Annotated in this window: 12 protein-coding genes; 3 read left to right on the top strand and 9 right to left on the bottom strand. The window is 45.5% G+C overall.

All coding sequences use genetic code 11. The annotated features are described in order from the left end of the window. Positions 1-95: 95 nt before the first annotated feature. On the bottom strand, positions 96-1256 hold the full coding sequence (gene trpB / locus AC0VYE_RS03100) for a tryptophan synthase subunit beta (RefSeq protein ID WP_475445976.1): 1161 nt from the start codon (positions 1254-1256) through the stop codon (positions 96-98). A gap of 180 nt (positions 1257-1436) precedes the next feature. Continuing rightward, on the bottom strand, positions 1437-2276 hold the full coding sequence (locus tag AC0VYE_RS03095; protein WP_475445974.1) for a phosphotransferase family protein: 840 nt from the start codon (positions 2274-2276) through the stop codon (positions 1437-1439). A gap of 830 nt (positions 2277-3106) precedes the next feature. Between AC0VYE_RS03095 and AC0VYE_RS03090 the strand changes: the two genes are divergently transcribed. Beyond that, positions 3107-5383 (top strand): preprotein translocase subunit SecA, encoded by a 2277-nt coding sequence (locus AC0VYE_RS03090; protein WP_475445972.1) that lies wholly within the window; start codon positions 3107-3109, stop codon positions 5381-5383. A 184-nt stretch (positions 5384-5567) separates the two neighbouring features. On the opposite strand, the gene AC0VYE_RS03085 is transcribed toward AC0VYE_RS03090, so the two are convergent. The 5 genes from AC0VYE_RS03085 to AC0VYE_RS03065 all read right to left on the bottom strand — a co-directional run bounded on the left by AC0VYE_RS03085 (position 5568) and on the right by AC0VYE_RS03065 (position 13888). Continuing rightward, the gene (locus tag AC0VYE_RS03085) at positions 5568-7385 is read right to left on the bottom strand and encodes a family 43 glycosylhydrolase (protein WP_475445970.1); all 1818 of its coding nucleotides are present in this window, start codon (positions 7383-7385) and stop codon (positions 5568-5570) included. Positions 7386-7907: 522 nt separating this feature from the next. Next, positions 7908-9647, bottom strand: a complete 1740-nt coding sequence (locus AC0VYE_RS03080; RefSeq protein ID WP_475445968.1) for an ABC transporter ATP-binding protein — start codon at positions 9645-9647, stop codon at positions 7908-7910. Further along, the gene (locus AC0VYE_RS03075) at positions 9644-11578 is read right to left on the bottom strand and encodes an ABC transporter ATP-binding protein (protein ID WP_475445966.1); all 1935 of its coding nucleotides are present in this window, start codon (positions 11576-11578) and stop codon (positions 9644-9646) included. Before AC0VYE_RS03075 ends, AC0VYE_RS03080 begins: the two co-directional genes overlap by 4 nt. Positions 11579-11664: 86 nt before the next feature. Beyond that, positions 11665-12615, bottom strand: a complete 951-nt coding sequence (locus tag AC0VYE_RS03070; protein ID WP_475445964.1) for an ABC transporter substrate-binding protein — start codon at positions 12613-12615, stop codon at positions 11665-11667. Between the two features lie 247 nt (positions 12616-12862). After that, entirely contained in the window at positions 12863-13888 is a 1026-nt protein-coding gene (locus AC0VYE_RS03065; protein ID WP_475445962.1) for a helix-turn-helix transcriptional regulator, read from the bottom strand. Positions 13889-14075: 187 nt separating this feature from the next. Here AC0VYE_RS03065 and AC0VYE_RS03060 point away from each other — a divergent pair, with 187 nt between their 5' ends. Together AC0VYE_RS03060 and AC0VYE_RS03055 are read left to right on the top strand one after the other, a co-directional pair. Further along, a complete protein-coding gene (locus tag AC0VYE_RS03060) occupies positions 14076-15155 on the top strand; it encodes an NAD(P)/FAD-dependent oxidoreductase (protein WP_475445960.1) in 1080 nt (359 codons plus the stop codon). Positions 15156-15412: 257 nt separating this feature from the next. Then, positions 15413-15787 (top strand): hypothetical protein, encoded by a 375-nt coding sequence (locus AC0VYE_RS03055; RefSeq protein ID WP_475445958.1) that lies wholly within the window; start codon positions 15413-15415, stop codon positions 15785-15787. Positions 15788-15914: 127 nt separating this feature from the next. On the opposite strand, the gene AC0VYE_RS03050 is transcribed toward AC0VYE_RS03055, so the two are convergent. Both AC0VYE_RS03050 and AC0VYE_RS03045 read right to left on the bottom strand, forming a co-directional pair. Beyond that, entirely contained in the window at positions 15915-17654 is a 1740-nt protein-coding gene (locus AC0VYE_RS03050) for an ABC-F family ATP-binding cassette domain-containing protein (protein WP_475445956.1), read from the bottom strand. Between the two features lie 255 nt (positions 17655-17909). Beyond that, the gene (locus AC0VYE_RS03045; protein ID WP_475449409.1) at positions 17910-21050 is read right to left on the bottom strand and encodes a hybrid sensor histidine kinase/response regulator; all 3141 of its coding nucleotides are present in this window, start codon (positions 21048-21050) and stop codon (positions 17910-17912) included. Between the last annotated feature and the right edge of the window lie 291 nt (positions 21051-21341).

Raw genomic sequence — 21341 nt, 5'->3', positions numbered from 1 at the left:
GTCTGCTATTCCAAATTCTAGATGACATCCTTATAATCATGATTGTTTTCATCGTGCCGCAGCCGATCTTGCATAGATGCAGCCGACAGTTGTTATTATTTAATCATCTGAAATACTTGCTCGACATCTTTGTCTCCACGTCCGGAAAGGTTAATGATCAGGATCTGATCTTGATCCATCGTTGGCGCCAGCTTCTTGGCATGGGCAACTGCGTGCGCACTCTCCAGTGCAGGAATAATTCCTTCCGTACGAGAAAGTTCTTGGAATGCTTCCAGCACTTCCTCATTGGTAACCGTCGCATATTCGGCGCGCCCTGTCACCTTCAAGTGGCTATGCTCCGGCCCGATACCCGGATAATCGAGCCCCGCGGCGATCGAATACGTCTTCCGCGGCTCTCCTTCTTCGTCCAGCAGTACCAAGCATTTGAAGCCGTGAATCATGCCCGGAACACCTTCCGTTAAGGTCGGTGCTTGATCGGGTTCAACGCCGATTAAACGAACGCTAGGCTCGTCGATGTAATGAGCGAACGCTCCAATCGCATTGCTGCCGCCGCCCGCACAGGCTACTACCGCATCAGGCAAACGACCTTCCTTCTCCAAAATCTGCTGCTTCGACTCTTCACTGATGACCGCTTGAAAATGCTTAACCATCGTCGGAAACGGATGTGGACCAACCGCAGAACCGAGCAAATAAAATGTATTTTTATAATTGCGAACCAGATCGCCCAGCGCTTCGTCCACGGCGTCCTTCAGTCGACCCTGCCCCTTATCAACCGGCACAACAGTAGCACCGAGCAGTTCCATCCGGAACACGTTGAGCGCCTGGCGGCGCATATCTTCAGCTCCCATATAGATGACGCATTCCATATTAAACATTGCGCAAGCCGTAGCCGTCGCAACTCCGTGCTGACCCGCACCAGTCTCGGCGATAATCCGCTTGGCGCCCATTCGCTTGGCTAGTAGGATCTGGCCAATAGCGTTGTTGATCTTATGCGCACCAGTATGGTTCAGATCTTCGCGCTTTAAGTAGATCTTGGGTCCTCCCCATGATTTGGACAGCCGCTCCGCATACGTCAGCGGGCTCTTGCGGCCAACATATTCACGCAGGTAATAGCTGAGCTCTTCCTGAAAGTCCGGATCTTCCCTGAACTTGTAAAATTGCTCGCTCAAATAGTTTAGCACTTCCTGCAATTCCGGTGGAACGAAGCTTCCTCCGAACTCCCCGAAGTACCCCTCTTGCTGCAACTGTTGGTCCATAAGTAAGCGCCTCCATAAATTAAAATGGTAATCTATCAAAACTATATTACCATAATTTTCTGCAATATTTTATATACGTGTATTGTCACACGATAGAATAATAACACTCTAGCTTGCAGTCATGCTCTGAAAATGACTTCCAATCGTAAACTTGTCCTTAACCTGTTACAGCCCTCTTCGCTAAAGCACGATACTGAGCTTATCCCTAATCAAAGCAACAAGCTTTTCCGCTTGTACGTCTGATAAGGCGCCCGATGCGAGCTGACGAGCGGCGACGGGAACGTACCAAGGGAATATTTCATCTTCTGTCGCGCCAGACAGCTTGCAATATTCATCGACGAATATACGGTAAGCTGTCTGCCGCGAGAATTCAAAGAATGCGTTAACGTCAGGCGGCGTTTCTGGGGGCAGCACAGCATACAGGATCGTCACGCATACTTCCGCGATATCCGCCGCCGGGTTGCCGATTACGGTATGCATCCAATCGATCATAACTGGTATACCTTCTCGTAAAATGAGATTATTGACGTTCGTGTCGCCGTGGCATAGCATTCGTTTATTAGGCAACTGATCCACATAAGCATGGAGGGCAGTTATTTCGTCTTCCGTCAGCAAGGAGGGTCTACCGATGATTACCTTCAAATGCTCCTTTTGCTCAGTAACGATCCCGCTGATATCTCCTTTATGAATATTATACAGGACGCGAGCAAATTTTCTTAAATCGCTATCTACATCGTCAAAATCAATTTCATGAAAAGCATGCAGTTGTTCAAAAAAACGATTCACAAAGGTCGATCCCACTACTTTCTCGAAGACGATACCAAGGCGGTTATCCCACACGACTTGCTCGAACGGGCGCGCTGCCGGCAGTCCGCTTGCCCAAGCAGCAGAACTGTTCCGATATTCGAGCTGAACAGCCTCCAATGGCGTGCCAGCATGAAACAACTTTACTACTTTTCCCTCCTCGCCCCACTCATGCACCTCACAGCTGGAGCCAATGCCTATGCATTTGCCTAGCATAATAAATCGTTGCCCCCTTCACTCAATCTATTTTTGTAAAATAATTGAAATAAAGCCTATTATTCGTTATATTACCATGCTTCCATTAACCTGAAAATATAAAAATAGAGACGATAGTATTCCATTCATTGTTGAGCATATTGTCTACTTAAAAGGGGAATCTGCCTACCAAAATGCCATCGATTTTCGCAGCTAGTTGAATGCGAACAAATTAAGGGGGATAAATATGTAATCACATGAAATAAAAAACTCAGTGGAAGGTTAGCAGAAAAATATGTACTATATTCGTACTCAACACGAAGCTTAATCAAAGTATTTTCAGACACACTACGCCACTGGAATGCAATATATGATTTACATTTTGCAATACACAAATTACAATATTTCCTAACCGTTAACTAGAGACGGTCCCTCGTATGCTTGTTAACAACGATCGTGGACTGAGGGCGCGCTTCAGACGGTTGCAGCAAGACTTAACAAATGTCATTGGAGCGACTCCACAGACAGTAGGGTTATCGAGAAAGGAGACTACTCCCCTTCGATTACGTTTGCTCTCAAATTTGCCGTAACTTACAATCAGCCATTTATTTCGATTATATTACTACTCCAAGTGTCTGGTCTGAGTGGCAGCAATGGGTCACGCTCAAAGCTTATCCAAACTCATCCTCTGCTGGATGGCGGTCAGCTTTGCTTTTTGGAGTACGGTGATGACGGTAAGTGCAGTATATGGTTTTGCTTATATGAAGTGGATTTAAACCTATTAGGTGACAGATCAGCACAAATATTATCCAAAACTAATCGAATTTCTACCGAGGGGAGATCCAATTTCTATGAATATAGCCGCCAAGCTGATGCAAAAATTCAAAGACCGCGATACCCAGCATAAGCTACAAGTCTATCAGGACAAAGTGGAGCTCATTAGGAAACGGAATTTGGAAGCATGGGACGATGGGCAGCTTCAAGCAGAATCCCTCCGGCTGAGAGAGAAAGCAAAATCGGGTACGCCTTTGGATGAGCTGCTTGTTGATGCTTATGCGTTAGTCTGTGAGACAGCAAAAAGAACGCTCGGTTTACAGCCTTACGACGTCCAAATCATCGCTGCCATTGCTCTGCACGAGAGTTTTTTGATCGAGCAGCATACTGGTGAAGGAAAAACGCTCTCTGCTGTTATGCCTGCTTATCTAAATGCGCTGACAGGCGAAGGCGTTCATGTGCTGACTTTCAACGATTATTTGGCAAATCGAGATGCGGAGTGGATGGGCCCAATCTATCGTTTCCTAGGGTTAACGATAAACTCGGTTCAAGCGGGCATGAACCTGTCCGAGAAACGTGAAGCGTACGCCGCGGATATAACCTATGTTACAGCCAAGGAGGCGGGATTTGATTATTTGCGAGACACGATCGCACTGGGCGAAGCCGATACCGTACATCGTCCTTTCCACTACGTCATCGTCGACGAAGCGGATTCACTGCTTCTCGACGAAGCGCGGGTGCCGCTAGTCATCGCCGGCGAGTCGGGCTCTTCCAGCAACGACGGCATTCGTTTCGCAGAAGTGGCTCGGCACCTCGAGCAAGCAGAGCATTTCGACTTCGACGAGTTCGAGCGGAACGTATATTTAAATGAAGCAGGCTCTGCGAAAGCGGAGTCGCTGCTCGGATGCGGCAATTTGTACGATAGCCATAATAGTCATTTGTTAACGTCATTAAATTGCGCGCTGCATGTGGAATTGTTATTGAAAAAAGACGTCGATTATATCGTCCGGAACGGTAAAATCGAGCTGATCGACGAATATACCGGCCGCGTGGCGGAGAACAGGCATTTGCCGGACGGGCTGCAAGCTGCACTTGCGACCAAAGAAGGGCTGCAGTCGATATCCGGCGGGGAAATTCTCGGGACGATCACCCTTCAACACTTCCTTAGCCTATACCCGAAGATTTGCGGGATGACGGCTACCGCGTACGCTTCCGCAATGGAATTCGAAGAAATTTATGCGCTGCAGGTCGTACAAATTATGCCGAACCGGCCAAACATACGGATTGACCATCCGTACCGGATTTATACTCATAAATTAGCCAAACTCAAGGCACTTGTAAAAGAAATCATATCCGTCCATTCGACGGGTCGTCCGATTCTCATTGGTACATCAAGCGTCGAGGAGTCTGACATGCTGGCGGAGGCGTTAGCCGCTGCCAATGTACCTTGCCATGTTCTGAATGCGAAAAACGATGCAAAAGAAGCTGAGATCATAGCCAAAGCAGGAGAAATCGGGGCCGTGACGGTGTCTACGAATATGGCAGGCCGTGGCGTCGACATTCGGCTCGGCGGCGGCAACCCCACGCAAGCAGAAGCTGTCGCCAAGCTAGGTGGGTTGTACGTGATTGGTACACATGTGAACGAAAGCGTTCGGATCGACGACCAACTGCGCGGACGTTCTGGCCGCCAAGGCGATCCGGGAGCTTCCGTAATTTTCGTAAGCTTGGAGGACGAGTTGCTGCTTCAGTTCGGCATCGATAAAGCGTTTCGCAATCTGAGGCAGGATGAGGCTCTCGAAAAGCCGGGGCTCCGCAGCAAAATCGCGCATATTCAGCGCGTTGCTATGGGGCAAAACTTTCATATCCGCCAGGAACTGAACTGTTATTCGGATATGGTGGAGGATCAGAGGCGAATTCTATACGAGGAGAGGCTCGGAATTTTGAAAGGCGAGAAGCCGATGAGCCCTTCGGAGCAGCGTGTACGACTTTTTTATATCGACGAGTGCTGGGCTGACCATCTAGCATACGTTTCTTACATTCGCGAAGGCATCCACTTGGAGAGCCTTGCTAGCCGCAATCCGATCGACGAATTTCATGTGCAAATCGCCCAAGCCTACGAGCAAATTCCGGCTAAAATAAATAGTGAGTCGGAGAATATGCTTGCAAGACTCGAAGGTTCGAATGATCCGGCGAAGTGGGAAACGTTTGGTCTGAAGAGCCCTACTTCCACTCGGACTTATATTATCAATGATCAATACATCCAGAACAAGCGCAGCTCTTGGACCCCAATGACGATAATGGCTTATTATATTCGCAAGATTTTACAGCCGGTATTCGGGTGGTCAAAAATTTGATATAGCGTTGCTTTTTCAAGGATAATTGCGTTGCCACCCACTCTCGATTACAACACTTGCTTAATTTTAATGTTGAACGTAAAGCCCAAAGAGGGCTGCAACAGGTCACCAACCAGTAACCTATCACAGCCCCCATCCTGCTTATTGATTAAGCAATTATTTTGTTATTTTAGCGAACTCCTGTTTACGGAATCGACGAGACGATGACTCGGCTCACGTTAGCTCCGCCTATGCCCCCGCTCACCCGAATAACGTTGCTGTTGCCTGTGTTCAAATCTATGATGCGGCTGGCCCGACCGGTGTAGTTACTCCAGCTTCCCGTGCCAGGCAAAGTAAGCGAATAGCCATTCCCCGACTGGTCGCCGCTGGCGTTCACTTTAAAGGTTGTTTGGGCGTCCGCTGAAGCATAAACCACGGTTAAAAGCTTCTGACCGCCCATACCACCGGCAACCCCAGTCAACTCGAAGTAGGAGCCCGGGATATGCATATTTTCAATATTTCCACCCGACTTCGTCGCCCCTCCCCCTACGGACACGTTAGCTCCGCTCATCGGATATTCCGCTTCCTGCGTCGTTTGCGGGATCAAGGAAACGATGACGCGCGATACGTTGACTCCTCCCATACCGCCCCTTAGCCGGATTTGATTGTTCGTGCCCGAATTCAAATCAATGAGACGGTTTGTTCGGCCGGTGTAATTGCCCCACCCTCCCGTGCCAGGAAGAGAAAGAAAATAACCGTCTCCGGCCGTGTCGCCGCTCGCATCTACCTTAAAGGCTGACCCGCTGTCCCCGGAAGAATAGAGCACGGTAAGAAGCGCTTTCCCGCCTGCGCCGCCGTTAATTCCATTCAACTGAATGTAGGAGCCTTGAGTATGCATATTTTCAACATTTGCACCGGACCGGGTCGCCCCTCCTCCTATGGATACGTTGCTCATATTCATGGCATACTCCGTTTTCTGTGTATATGCGTCAAAGCTTTCGTTAATCAAATCGTAGTACTTGACCTCGGTAGCGGTGGATCGCGGTCCAACAGCTGGTACACCTTCGGACGTCTGTATGACTTTTTGGATTGTCCCGTCAGAATTGAAATACAACCGATCCACGGCGACGGAACGCAGCGTACCGTTCGAGGAGATTTTCGCATTATGATAAAACATATACCAGTTCCCCTTGTATTCCACAACGGACCCATGCGAAGTTTCACTGCCGAATACCGGATCCAATATGACGCCGCGGTTGGTCCATGGTCCAAGCGGATTGCTGCTGGTGGCGTACCTCATCCGGTTCGCGCCAGGATTGTTATCAGAGTACATTAAATAATAAATGCTCCCCCGCTTGAACACCCAAGTAGCCTCGTGGAAATCCTCCAGCTCAGTGAACTGCTTGACGGGACCATCTATCGACATCATGTCGGCACCAAGCTTCATCCCGTAGCTGGCACCTCCTCCCCCGGCATACAGGTAATAGGTTCCGTTGTCGTCGCGGAATACGTTAGGATCAATCAAATTGCTGCCAGGAAGCCCCTGTATATACCCTTGAACCTCAAAATCCTTGGCGGGCTTGTCACTTGTTGCCACGCCGATCTTCCAAGAGCTATTCCAATTCGTATCGCTAGGATGCGGAAAATAGTAGTAGTAGGTTCCGTTCTTGTATGCGGCATCCGGAGCCCACATAAAGCCCCCTTCCGGCCGTCCCCACGGCACATCGTCCGCGCTCAGAATCTCTCCTTCGTCCACCCAGTCGACCATATTGTCCGACGAGAAGACGTGATATTTATCCATCAAATCGCTTCCTCTGGAAGGAAAGATATCGTGTGACGCATACACGTAAATACGTCCGTCATTCCACACACGAGCAGAAGGATCGGCGGTGAAAATACTAGTAAAAATGGGATTTCCAGAACTAATGATTGGATCCGCGGCTGATGTAGAGGAATTGAATACAATAAGGACGGACAGCAGCATCGTTGCTGACAAGAACAAACTTAAAAACCTTTTACGCATAATTATTACCTCCCATTTCTTAGGTTCGGCTTATACCATTAGCTTGCTTGGCAACCAGACAGCGAAGAGGATTCCAACATCACCCCTAAATATTCATAATGGAAGAACTGTAAATATAAGGACTACCATTAGCTTACCGTATGAGTAACCTAGTATGTAGTGAGACATTTTTAAACTTTTACAGTCATTCTTAGCTTTTTGGAACCGTTTTCATTAAAATCGATGAGTGCTGCAGCTCCAATGCCTTCTTCGCAAAGGCAACCGTAAAACAATTCATCCGTTTGAATTTCATTTAACAACTCCTTCTCTCAGTTGGACCGAACTATGTGTTTAAAAACTACCAATAAATCATCAAATCCCCTTCAATTCCTTTGAAGGGGATTTCTGTTTGATAGCATATCAAATCGCCTAGAATAAAATAGATTTTCAAAAATTCTAGTTGCTCATTACTCAGCAGTGCACTCATAAGCAAAAATCAATAAGCCTGCGAGCTGCCTATATCAGAAAATCTCCGAATTTTTCTTATTTGAGCTGCCAGCCTGCCGCTTCCTGCTGCAGGCTCCATAAGCTAGCATAGCGTCCAGCCTTGGAGCATAACTCGTCATGCGTGCCTTCCTCTACAAGCCTGCCCTGCTCGAGAAACAGAATTTTGTCTGCATGCTGAACGGTCATCAGACGGTGGGCGATCATAATGACCGTCTTGCTTGCGACTAACTCATTAATGGCCTGCTGAACCTCAGCTTCATTTTCCGGATCAAGCGAAGCCGTTGCTTCGTCGAGCAGCACAATGGATGCATTCTTGAGCAGTGCGCGAGCAATGGAGATACGCTGCTTCTCGCCGCCGGACAAGGTGGAGCCGCCCTCGCCAACCGGGGTGTCGTACCCTTGCGGCAACCTTGAAATAAACTCATGGCAGCAGGCACGTCTGGCCGCTGCTTCAATTTCTGCTTGCGTTGCATCCAGCTTGCCGATGCGTATATTGTTTCCAATGGTATCTTGGAACAGGTATACATCCTGAAAGACCATCGACATATGCGATAACAACTGCTCAGCATTGGCCTGTTCGAGCGTCTGCTCCCCAATGCGGATAGCACCTTGCTGGACGTCCCAGAAGCGAGCGATTAAGCGCAAAACTGTGCTTTTCCCACTGCCCGACGGTCCCACTAAGGCTGTAATGCTTTGCGGCGGAATCCTAAACGACAGCTCCTTCAGAACAGGTGCTTCTGGCCGATAACCGAAGGTAACCCGGTCGAATACAATCGCGCCATTCTCGTCAATACTTCCCGTTCCCGGCATCGGCTGCTCCCGCCGAATATCCATAATGCGCTGGGCACTGTAAGCGGAATAGCGAATCTCCCCATAGTTCATCAATACGGCGGTCAGCGGGTCGAAGATGCGGGTGCCTACAAGTAAAAACAGCAGGAAGGCGGTCAAAGAAAGCGTCCCTCCGGCAAGCCAAGCGCTTCCTGCTGCAATCATGATCGTCATGCCCGAGCGGGTCAGCAGTGTCGCTCCCAAAATGAGCGGGCCCATTAACCCTTCAAGCCGAATCGAAGCCCGCTTCAGCTGGTCAAAGGCAAGACGCAAACGTTCGAATCGCTTGCCCCCCATGTTATGGGCTTTGATTTCTTGAATGCCGCTCAGATATTCCTGCAGCCGGTTGGCCGCCTCATTTTTAGCTCGGATGTGCCCTTCGCTCAAACGCACCTGCAGCGCGTCCGTCAGCCAAAGCAGCAGCAAGCCAGCTGGCACTGCCAGGAACATCGCCAGTGCCATCCGCCAATCCAACAGCAGCAAGCCGCCAAACGCCAGCAAAGGCAGCATCACTGCACTGATTAACTGAGGCACATTATGCGATATCGTATGCTCGACTTGAGCGTAATCGCTTAAAAGCAGATTAGTCATATCCGCCGGATCGCGCTTACCGAAATAACCTAATGGGAGACGACGCAAATGTTCAGCCAGACTCATCCGACCCGTAGCAGCCAGGCTGTACGCCGCTCTATATGCTTTGTTGTACAGCAATGAATATGCAGCATAGGAGACAGGCAGCCAAACAATCAGTACAGCCGCCACCATCCAGAGCCGCCAGGTATTCCACGCAGTACCCGGCTCCGTATAGAAGGTATACAACGTATGAAATAGATCTGCCAGCAGGGCAGCGGGGACAATCTTGACCACGCCATCCAACATAGCGGCAAGTGCCGAAGGGATAAGGGTACGTGGATTTCCACCTGACAGATTCATCAGATATTGCTTCACGGCTTCCCCCTCCTTCCATCAGAAGCATGATGTATTTCCGCAATAGTATCTTTGGAAGATGCAGAAACAGCTACAGCTCTCTCAGCAATTACGGTTGTTCCAGAAGCTTCTGCAGTTGCTGAGTCCCTAGCTGTGGCCCGTCCCGCCCCTAGCTTCCATGAAGCAGCACTAATATGGGATTTCCACATTTGCTCATATAGTCCCTGTAAAGCACGAAGCTCGTCATGAGTCCCACGCTCTACAATTTCTCCTTGTCGAATAACTAGAATCTGTTCTGCCGCCCGTATAGAAGATAACCGATGAGCAATAATAAGCACTGTTTTCCCTTGCACCAGCTTAGCCAAAGCCTGCTGAATTAGGTACTCATTTTCGGCATCCGCATAGGCGGTTGCCTCATCCAGTACTAAAATCGGAGCATCCTTGAGCAGTGCCCGAGCAATAGAGACCCGCTGGGCTTCGCCCCCTGATAGATAAGTGCCTCCTTCCCCAATCATGGTGTCATAGCCTTGCGGAAGCTGTTCAATAAACTCATGACATCGAGCCATGGTCGCGGCTTTTGTAACAGCTTCCTTGGATGCCGTCATATTGCCCATTCGGATATTGGCTTCGATTGTATCGTAGAAGAGATGTACATCCTGAAAAATAAATGATACGAGGTCCATCAGCTTCTCCGTTCCGATCTCTTGAATCGGAACGCCGCCAATCGTAATAAGACCTTCGTTGATCTCCCAAAATCGCAGCAGCAATTGGGCAATTGTAGATTTGCCGCCGCCCGAAGGACCAACAAGTGCAGTCATCTCGCCAGCCTTGGCCACAAAACCAATATCCTTGAGAACAGGCTTATAATGTTTGCTCTCGCTCCGCTCATAGGCGAAAGAAAGCTGCTCAAACACAATATCATAGAAAGATGGGTCTTTCGGAACAGCAGGCTCTTCGACAATCCCTTCCTCAAGCACAGTCTCAATCCGCTTGTAGCCCTCCACAATTTCCCGCAAGCCACTCCCAGCTTGCATCAGCTTCAGCAGCGGCACTGCCATTCCTGGAGTAATAAGCAGAAACAGTACAAAGGTAACCGTAAACGCCAGATTGCCGGGCGTATTGGAAGCAAACGCTAGTCCCGCTGGAATGATGAATGTGAACAGCGAGCTAACCACCAGAAAAAACAAACCGTACGGCCTTCTGTAAAGGTCGGTTATCCGAAGTGATATATCCCGATAGCGCTCGACTGCATACCTGAAGGTCAGAAAACTGTCCGCTTTAATACCGAACACTTTGACAGCAGGCATGCCGCGTACATACTCAACACCAGTTGCATTCATTTCCTCCACCGCATGTTGAAAATCACGGTATGTGTTCCGCCCGCTTTCGCTTGCAAACATTCGGGTTTGCAGCCAGTAGCCGAAGCTTATCGGTATGAGCAGTACCAATGCCATCCTCCAATCCAGCCAGAACAAATAACCAATTAACAGCAAAGGAATCATGATGGCGCTGACCGTATCCGGAAGCTGATGCGCAATGAATTTTTCAATTTTCTCGACACTGACCTCGATGATTTTTTTCAATTCTCCGGTCGCAGTTCTTGTATGATATCCCATGGGAACTTTGGCCACATGATCAGCAAGACGAACTCTTAATCGATATAAAATATCGAAGGCCGCAATATGCGAACACATACCGCCAATATAGAGCGTGATGAGAGCTCCGATTAACGCTGCCAATGCTGCAAATCCCCAATACATAATGAGGCTCTTGTCTATACCTGACGGATCGTTAGCATGGAGAAAAAGCTCCTGCACAATTTGATATACCGCAACAAAAGGGGCCACCTGCAGCAAGCTGGAGATCGTCGAGAAAATGACGGCCACGGACAGAAGCCCTTTTTTCTCTGCGGTAACTTGCAGCAATCCCGATAATTCAGATTTCAAATCCATGGCAATAACTCCTTTACGTTAGGATTGAACAGCCTGACTGGGTTCATTATTACCCGCCGACTTGACCAAAATGAGAACGAATCAGCTTACTTCTTGTGCTTCTCCAAAATAAGTGACCCAATCATGTCGAGCAGATGCATCCTGCCCATGGCAGTATAGGAATAATTGTAGTTATCAATATTTGTAATCCGATATACATTGTTCTGCTGAACGGCCTTTAGATTGCTCCATACTTTACTATCACTCATTTTGTTCTCGCTGTTCTCCATGAGCAGCAGATTATCCGGGTTAATAGCAGTGAGTCCTTCCAAACTCATCTCCCGGCCTCCCCAATGTTCAGGATCGGGAATCCCCTCTGTGCGTTTGAAGCCAAAGTCTTTATAGATCAACTCCGCACTGCCTGTAGATGAATAGGCCACCAGATTTTTCGGATAGGTCTCAATCATAGCAAAGCTTTCATCCTGTATAATCGGCGATAGCTTCTCCTTCCAATCCAATACCTTCTGTTCATATTCCACAAGCCATTTATCCATTACATCCTTTTTTTCAAACAGATCGGCCAGAAAGGCAAATCGTTCCCTCCAGGCATAATAAGGATGCGGAACAACCACCGTTGGCGCAATTTGCGACAACTGTTCGTACAAGTCTTCATTGAACAGTGACCCTAATATGATCAAGTCCGGCTCAGCGGCTGTAACAAGCTCTATATTAATCGGCTCGGCATACCAGCCCAAATTGATCGTATCGGCGTCGAGATTGTCCTTAATTGTAGGCGTGAATACTCCCCGGGTTCCATAATCCGCATTTGCTGATGCAATCGGCTTAATCCCCAGAAGCAGCAGTTCTTCCGTTGATCCCGATAAATCTGCAATCCGCTTTGGATGAAGCGGCAATTTGATTTTGTCTCCTTTAGCATTCTCAATCATTTTGAATGTTGCTTGACCGTTCTCTCCCTTTTCTCCTGTTGTCTTCGCACTACTGCAAGCTGACAGTACGAACACCATGCATACTATGGCCAAAACTAAAACCTTCTTCATTTCGTAATCCACCCTTTCCAGTATTGAGCACGCTCTAGCGTAGTTGCCAACTGAATGAATTCCGTCCCTATACGAAGTATTCTTTTCTCAATTTCCACTTAAATTAATAACGATTATCATTATCAATTAAGCTGAAAAAAAAGAGTTTCAATTCACGTTAGGATGTCATTCAGCCGATATGCCCTACTATCTCATACCAGCCCTGCCAGCTGCTACCCAAATCGGGAGGGAAAAGGACAAATCCGGATTATTGTAATGGAAGTACACGTTCTCCACTCAGCTTCCGGTGATGAGGGAAATATTCAGAAGGTTTCATCCCATATTTGCGCTTAAACTGTTCAGAGAAATGACCTGCCTTGCTAAAGCCCACAGCATAAGCAGCCTCCGTTATATTTACAACTCCCGCCTCCAGCATGTAATAGGCCGCCGTCAGTCTGCAATCAATCACATAGGCATGGACCGGGGAACCGAACAGCTCCTTAAAACCTTTTTTTAGCTTGTATTCGTTCAGGCATACTTGCTTTGATAATTCGCCTAGCCCTGGAGGCGTCAGCAGATTGGCATCCAAAATTTCTTTGGCGAGGTGGAGGGCAGCAAGATCGGTTCTAGACAAATCCGGCATAGTTAGCGGCTTCTGAAGCAGCGATTCACTAACGTATAGGGCAATAAGCTCCAATACCTTGGCACTCAAATAAATCTGCTTCACATCGCCCGTGTACCGGCAGTGTAAAATCTCGTGCGTAATTTGCTTCATGCCTGGCGTCATCTTACTGCTGAATATTTGTCCCTTATTCTCAAAAAAAGCATGCATTACCCTATCGATGGGAAGCTGCTGCAACGATTGGCTGGCCATTTGCCGGTTCAGCTTTAAGGTTAAGCCCTGAAAATGGCGGTGAACATCGTACTCGCAGCAATGGCTGTCCTCTGTGTTGAAGAAGGCCGATACCTCGCCAGAAGCAAGTCCGAACTCCTTCTTGTTGCCCTCGACATTCCACCAGATCGGATCACCCAGACAAAAACCAATAACGGCCGAATCCTCTGCTTCTTTGCTGCTCATCACCATATGTTTGTGAAAACGCACATCGCAAAGCACCAACTCGACAGCAGCAAGAGGCCGCATACGCTGCCAAGAGCCATTTCCAATCTCGAATGGAACTTTCACTTGATGCTCCAGAGCATCTGCACTGTACATGCGATTCAAATGAGCGGTCAATTCACAGCTTCTATTTCGTTTATTTTCAATTTCACACCAGTGTCGTTGGATGTGCTCCATTCTGGTTTACCCCCTCCGATACTTTTTTTCTATTATATTCGTTTGGTTCGAGAAGTTAAACAAGAAAAGCGTTAGCAACCGGCTTACTAGAATTAGTACTCCCATCACTCCAGCTGCATGAATATGTTATAACGCCTGATTATCATGACGCCTATGTTAAACTAGAGCGATAGAAGGGGAGTCAAAATTGCATAAACAAAAAATCGTGATTATTGGCGCAGGGATTGTTGGCGCGTCAATGGCCTATCATCTGGCTAAACGAAATCAAGATGTAACCGTAATAGAACGACACCCCGCCGCGGCGCGTGAAGTCACGGAAAAATCTTTTGCCTGGATACATACAACTCATAGGGTAGCTCCAGAATACTGGCATTTGTACGATGCAGCTTTGGAAGAATATCATGCGCTTCAGAAAGAGCTGCCCGAACTGAAAATTCATTGGCATGGAGCGCTGACTTGGGGCACTCCGCCCCTAAGGGAGCAACTCCACGTTCAAAAATTAAACCGAGAGCAGCTTGAGGCATTGGAGCCGAATCTGAAAGAATATCCGGATGAAGCGATCTTTGTTAGCGAAGAAGGTGCGGTGGACCCTATAGGGGTAACGGAGCTGTTGCTCAGCAAAGCGCGGGAGTACGGAGCAAAGATTCAGTTCGACACCAACGTTACACAGCTGCAGCATGAAGATTCCCGCTTAGTCGGCGTCCATACATCCAAGGGTTTTCTGGAGTCGGATGTCGTAGTATTGGCAGCAGGAACAGGCATACCCGAACTTTGCGCCCCCTTAGGTTGTCACGTGCCGGTAACGTCATCGCCTTCCATTCTAATTCAGATGAAAACTACAAATAAACTGATACGCACATTAATCTCAAATGCGCAATTTGAAGCGCGTCAACTGACAGCTCATATACTGCTGGCTGCGGAAGATTATATCGACGAGTCGGAGGAAAACGGACCCGAGGCGGTCGGTAAGCGAGCGTTCGACACGCTGCGTCGCAGTCTGAAGGACGGAAATCAACTGGAACTGGAAAGCATAAAGGTCGGGATGAGACCCATGCCTGAAGACGGCTATCCGATCGTGGGCTTCCACGACCACATAAAGGAACTTTATCTGACCGTGATGCATTCTGCGATTACGCTGGCGCCGCTGATTGCGCATCTGGCTGCAAGTGAAATAATCTATCGGGAATCTAGAAGTGAATTAGACCCTTGTCGACTCTCCCGATTTTTGGACCACTCGAAGGATGTTCCCGATGCTTCTCGCGCGTGAGCTGGGTGCTAGAATGTAGTATACAGAGCTTTCCAAAATCAACGTTACTGTTTTGTAAGAGCACAACGCAAAAGAGTACGTCGCCACATGAGCGAGGTAATAGAAAAAAATCCGATAGAAATAGACATACAATTCAAAATTCTAAATATAGTTACTTCTGTTCATTGATGATATATTCATTGCGAGAGCTCTCTGCAAAGGTACATACCCATTTCGGCCGGAACGGGTAAGACGAACCTTACTAGGAGGAATGAATAATGAAGAAGATATTTTCGCTTGTCATGGTCATCGGGTTGCTGCTCGGGATCGCTTCCCAAGCGAGCGCGGCCAATGGGGTCTTTGTGTTTAACCCGTATCCGAATAGCTTCGGCGCGGTTCCGAATTATATCGGTATTACGAAGCCGACCGGAGGTTACCAGTACGAGTTCCGCATACAGGAGATAAACAACGGATCAAGGACCTACTATTCGGGTTTGCTCAACGTGCCGACCAACGGATACGACATTAATCATACGTTAACAAATAGTACAAAGCTCGTACTGGCAGGCGGAACTTACAATATTGATGCATCGGTTTATGACCGTTGGGGGACTCTCATCGGCAGGGATATAGTCAAGGTTAATTTTCTATAATTACGTAGGTACTTTCAAGGCAAATGTCAGAACGCCGCTATTGACTTGAGGTTGAATTCGAATAAAAACAATAAGCCGCCATGGCCCTCGGGCTGCATGGCGGCTTATTCAATCAAAGGGTTTTCATTTAAAGCAACTTAATTCGCTCTTCAAGCTCATCAACCAATACTTTTGCAAGTTCAAAATTAGTATCTTTTAAAGCTAATTCTATTTTCATTTCAACTGATTTTTTATTTTGTTCATTTTCTAGATAGTCTTTATCAAAATGACTAGCATAAATCATCTGTCTAAATTCTGGCATACTCATTTTTCTAATCGACTTATCGTCAATGATTAAAACATAATCCATACCATTTACAACAGTATAGAAATCGTGAGAAATCATGAGAATCGCGCCTTTATAGTCTTCAATGGCTTTCTCCAGTGCGATTTGTGTATAGGTGTCTAAATGGCTTGTCGGTTCATCAAGAAGCAATACGTTTGCTTTACTTGCTGAAACTTTAGCTAATTGAAGCAAGTTTTTTTCTCCACCAGATAAAGCTTCTATCTTTTGATTAACGATTTCTCCTTCAAAACCATAGTTTGAAAGATACGATCTAACCTCATCATACGTTTTAAACCCAGCATCGATGAATTCTTCTAGTATGGTATTAGAATCCTTTAGCATTTCGCCTTGAATCTGACTTAAATAAGCCACTTTAACATCAGCATTTATTTCAATTGATTCATGATTATTTTTAAAGATATCTCGGAGTAAAGTCGTTTTCCCGGTACCGTTCGCACCAATAATGGCTACTTTATCTGTCGATTTTATCTCAAAGTTAACATTGTCTAAAAGCAACTCATCAAAGGCAACACTATAATTATTAACATTTACAACAATGGTGTCTTCCATTTCATTATCAATACCAAAACTAATATTCGGTTGCTTAATATCAACAAATGGCATTTTAATTCTACGCGCTTCCAATCTTTCTTGAAACCTAACTCTAGCTTTTAACGCTTTCCCTCTAGATGCATGTGAATTATAAGTTGCGATAACTCTAAGATTAACGATTGTTTTATCGTTTCTTTTAATTTCTTCATCATCAGCGATTGCGAGTTCTTGCAACTCAACTTTAGTCTGAAGTAATGAGAAGTTATAATCAATATATCGCCCATCAAACTCTTGGATTTCCGTGTTTTCAAGGTGTATAATTTTGTTGAAACAATGATTCAATAGATATCGGTTGTGCGTAACGACTAGCAGTATTCCTTTGTGAGAATTAATAAGATTTTTAAGCGCATTTAGGTTTTCAAAGTCTAAAAATACATCTGGTTCGTCCATAATCATTAAGTCTGGACTATTAAGCATTTCCTTCATCACTTGAATAAGTTTGAATTCTCCACCACTCAGGTCAGATACCCTAACATCTTTTAGCTTCATGAGGTTTGCTTGATTTAGTTTCTTATTAATGTTGCTTTCAAAATCATCCCCACCGATTGCATCAAATGCGTCTAAAGCTAATTGATACTGTTCTAATAACGAATCAATATCCGCTGATGTTTCCATTTCAGTACAAATAGATGTTATTTCATTTTGTATCTTAATAAATTTTTCCCCTATATATTCAAAAACTGTTGTTTCTTTCGTTCTGTCTAGTTGTGAGAATTGACTTACATACCCTATTTTGCAAGTCGGGTCTATTTCTAATATGCCCTCGAACATATATCTTTCTGGATCCATCAGTATATCAATCAATGTACTTTTCCCACTGCCACTTGTTCCTATAAAAGCGCAATGCTGTGCCTCTTCTAACGTAAATGAAATGTTATTATATAGTTCTTTTTGCGGAAATGAGAAGGATAAGTTATCCACTTTTATCATAGTATTACCTTTCTTATAACTAAAATGGTGACTATTATTGAATGTATTGAAGAGCATAGATTTTGAGTTTACCTTTGTTAGAGTAACACTGTTTACAATCAACTACAATTGATTTGTATTACCATCCCTGGGCGGGGGTCAAAGTTCCATGTTGTACAATAAAAACGTGCCGTTACTTATGATACGGTTCAACTTAACGGATCTATCGGTGAACATTACTAAAGGAGCAGCCAAGGATGCTCCTCTTTAAATCACTTATTTATCACCTAGGCTAGCTTTATCTCCGCTATTCAACCTGTTATATACATGAAAAGTTACCTTTGTCCCTATACCTAACGTACTTTTGATATGAAGTCCTGTTCCGAAGTGCCGTTTTAATCGCTGATCCGTATTTATCAATCCGACACCTGAACTATTTGCTTTTCTTTCTAATATTCGTTGCAATTGAACTTCGTCCATTCCAACTCCATCGTCTTCAACGGTTATCTCTACATGCGTCTCATAGACAGAAATCCGAATAAAAATCTTTCCCCCACGAATGCGCTTCATAACACCATGTATTATCGCATTTTCAACGAGAGGCTGGATCGTAATAAATGGGACTTTTATTTCCTCACAGCCATCTATCTCCCAAATAACCTGTAACCTTTCTTCAAACCGAACCTTTTCAATATATAGATAAGAACGCACCAGACTTAGCTCCTCTTCGATCGGAACAAGCCCATCCATATTTTGAAATTTAAATTTATTTCTCAAATAATTGCTGAACTCATCGAGCAAATTACGCATCTTATCCAAATTAATATCGCTTAGAGCTGTTACAGCATTCAACGCATTAAATAAAAAATGAGGCTGGATTTGCGCTTGCAGCCATGCAGCTTCTAATCGCAGTTGCTCCCGAACAGAATGTTTAATCGTAGTTAGCGCCTCGATTCGCGATTTTATTTCTATTGCTTCCACTGGCTTCGTCACATAATCGTTAGCCCCCGCTATAAAACCGCTCTGAATATCTTTCGGTTGGCTTCTTGCGGTAAGGAGCAATATAGGGAGCTCCGTGAGTGTAAACCGCTCGCGGATCAAACGCGTCAGCTCATAACCGGACATCTGCGGCATCATGATATCGGAGATGACCAGATCCCATTCCTTTGTATCCAGTAAAGCCAACGCTTCTTTACCACTCGTTGCCATCGTTACCTCATATTCGTCTGGCGGTAGTATGGATTCAAGCACTTGAAGATTGATAGGATCATCATCAACAATTAATAGGTGTGGACGATCGCGATCCATTTCTAGTAAAGTTGGTTGTTTCGCAGCTTGCGGGATTCCCACTTTGTCCAAATCGACCGAGGAGGCCATTTCTTGAATCGCCATAGATTGTAACGTATACGGTTTGAATGAGTTGGATACATCATTTTCTTCTTCCGCTTTCAAGTCTGCTAGCTTTAATGAAAACGTAAATGTTGAGCCTTCTCCTAAAGCAGAGGACACATCTAACGCACCTCCATGAAGCTCAACCAGTTGCTTGCTTATACTTAAACCTAATCCAAAACCACCTTCAATCATGGTCTCACTCGCGCTCGCTTGCTCGTATGGGCGGAAGAGGCGCTTAAGCATGACATCGTCCATTCCGATTCCGGTATCGGCAATAACGATATAAGCTCGTCCATCCTTTGCAAAAGCTTGAATCGAAACAACCCCATCATTCGTATATTTCACAGCATTATGAAGTAAATTGAACACGATTTGGATTACCCTATTCTCATCCGCAATGACTGGAGGGAAATCTTCCGAAATCTGATTTGCAATTTGGACAGACTTTACTTCTGCATTAAATTGCAGCATATTCATCACTCCGGATACGATTGACTGGATAAATACGGCTCTTTTCTGAAGACGCGGATTGCCTTCCCGTAAACTCATCACATCAATCAAATCGTTCAATATCAATGTCAACCGACGTCCTACGGATAATACCGTTTCAAGCTCCTTAATGCTCCGTTCCTGCAATAAATGCTGTTCCCTTTTTAAAACGGATTGTGACATGTTAAGCATGCTATGCAGCGGATTTTTAAATTCATGCGATGTGTTTGCCAGAAATTGATCCTTATGGTCATTCATTCTTTGCAAGGTTGCAGCAAGCTCTTTGGTGTTCGAATGCATGATAAAGTATCCCTTAAACCATTCAGAGGCTAAACAACCCATCGCAATAATCATATCGAACGGATAGTAGACAAGACTCAAACTGCTATCTATCAAGATAAACGACCAAAGAGAATGGTTCATCAACGCAAGTAAAGAGAAAAGCAGTAAAAGATTGCTCTTTAAATCTTTGATTACTTTTTTAAACATTGTAATCAACGTGATAACTGCAGCAATACCAATTAATAGATAATAAACCGGAAAGAGCATAATCACTTGAGATGGATCTAAAAACAAAGTGATGCCGACAGTCCCTAGATTCATTACTTTATAGACAGGGTACATCCTACGCCAATATGGAAGCTCGCGATGATTCGTACAATGGAGCAAAGCATAGGCTGCCATAATGAGAGCAATGTTCGTTATCCGGAAATCCCAAACACTTCCAATATAAAATATTTGGTGGAACAACTTCTCATCAACACTAAATACACTCGTGATTGTTACACATAATGCAAGCAAACTGAAATAAAGCAGCTTCATTTCCTTATTTCCTAGTAAATACAAAATAAGTGCATAGACTGCATGCATAATGAATATAATCGCTGCCAAAAACTGCATAGAAACGGAAGCTTTCATCTCTTTGGCAATGGCTTCTTCTGAACCAAATTTAATGGATCGGACAATGCCCCCGCTTCGACCATCCACATAATTTGCCGCCTGAATGACGAGTTCGATTACACCGTTTTCGTCTGCTGTAAAGGTTGTAGAATAAGGTAGGTCCTTCGAAATATATTCATCATTTGTTGTCGCCACCTGTCCGGATTTCATAAGCAATCGACCGTTTACATATAATTCTGATGCAGTGCGTACGCTGGGTACACGAATACTATAATTAAGGTTCTTTGCCGGGTCTACATAAAGACGCAAACGATAAGAACCATACCCGTATGGAGATGGCTTGTCAGCATGCAAAGCTTTACTCCATCCTCCCGGTACCTGAATATGCATTGGCGAATTATCACCTAACAATTGTTGCCGACTACCGTCTATTAACCATTGCGAGGGATAAAACTCCCATTCCCCATCAAGTAAGAGAATACTACCATCTTCTGCATTCCAATTGCGCAAATCGAATTGCCCATTATGAATTGACGCCTGTTTGGGATCATGAAACGTTCCCATCCATAAAATGCGCAAACCGGTTAAAACAACTAATATCAACATTAGCAATAATATAATATAGCTCTTTTTCATTTGATATTTGGATGAGTGAGTTTCCAAGAAGTATTTCTCCCCTAGTCATTTTCTTTTAAGACATTTAGTAAAGACCTTTCCATAACTTACCACAGTTAACATAGCAGAGAAACGGACGAGAGAGAGGCCTTTATGTCTATTATATAGCAATACCTACTTGGAAAATTTCGGTTATTTAATTCGGATAAAAAAAAGAATGAACAAGGCATATCATTCGACCTCAACGTGCCGCCCAGCGGATACGACATTCATCATACGTTAACAATCAGTACGAAGCTCGTGCTGGCAGGC

This window comes from Pristimantibacillus sp. Z349TD_6 (genome assembly GCF_056173205.1).
This window is presented reverse-complemented; position numbering and strand designations above follow the sequence as displayed.

What these genes read in the sequence shown, in the direction of transcription:
- AC0VYE_RS03055 (WP_475445958.1), top strand. Translation starts at nt 15,413, where the DNA reads ATGAAGAAGATATTTTCGCTTGTCATGGTCATCGGGTTGCTGCTCGGG.
- AC0VYE_RS03045 (WP_475449409.1), bottom strand. Translation starts at nt 21,050, where the DNA reads ATGAAAAAGAGCTATATTATATTATTGCTAATGTTGATATTAGTTGTT.
- trpB (WP_475445976.1), bottom strand. Translation starts at nt 1,256, where the DNA reads ATGGACCAACAGTTGCAGCAAGAGGGGTACTTCGGGGAGTTCGGAGGA.
- AC0VYE_RS03085 (WP_475445970.1), bottom strand. Translation starts at nt 7,385, where the DNA reads ATGCGTAAAAGGTTTTTAAGTTTGTTCTTGTCAGCAACGATGCTGCTG.
- AC0VYE_RS03050 (WP_475445956.1), bottom strand. Translation starts at nt 17,654, where the DNA reads ATGATAAAAGTGGATAACTTATCCTTCTCATTTCCGCAAAAAGAACTA.
- AC0VYE_RS03075 (WP_475445966.1), bottom strand. Translation starts at nt 11,578, where the DNA reads ATGGATTTGAAATCTGAATTATCGGGATTGCTGCAAGTTACCGCAGAG.
- AC0VYE_RS03065 (WP_475445962.1), bottom strand. Translation starts at nt 13,888, where the DNA reads ATGGAGCACATCCAACGACACTGGTGTGAAATTGAAAATAAACGAAAT.
- AC0VYE_RS03095 (WP_475445974.1), bottom strand. Translation starts at nt 2,276, where the DNA reads ATGCTAGGCAAATGCATAGGCATTGGCTCCAGCTGTGAGGTGCATGAG.
- AC0VYE_RS03070 (WP_475445964.1), bottom strand. Translation starts at nt 12,615, where the DNA reads ATGAAGAAGGTTTTAGTTTTGGCCATAGTATGCATGGTGTTCGTACTG.
- AC0VYE_RS03090 (WP_475445972.1), top strand. Translation starts at nt 3,107, where the DNA reads ATGAATATAGCCGCCAAGCTGATGCAAAAATTCAAAGACCGCGATACC.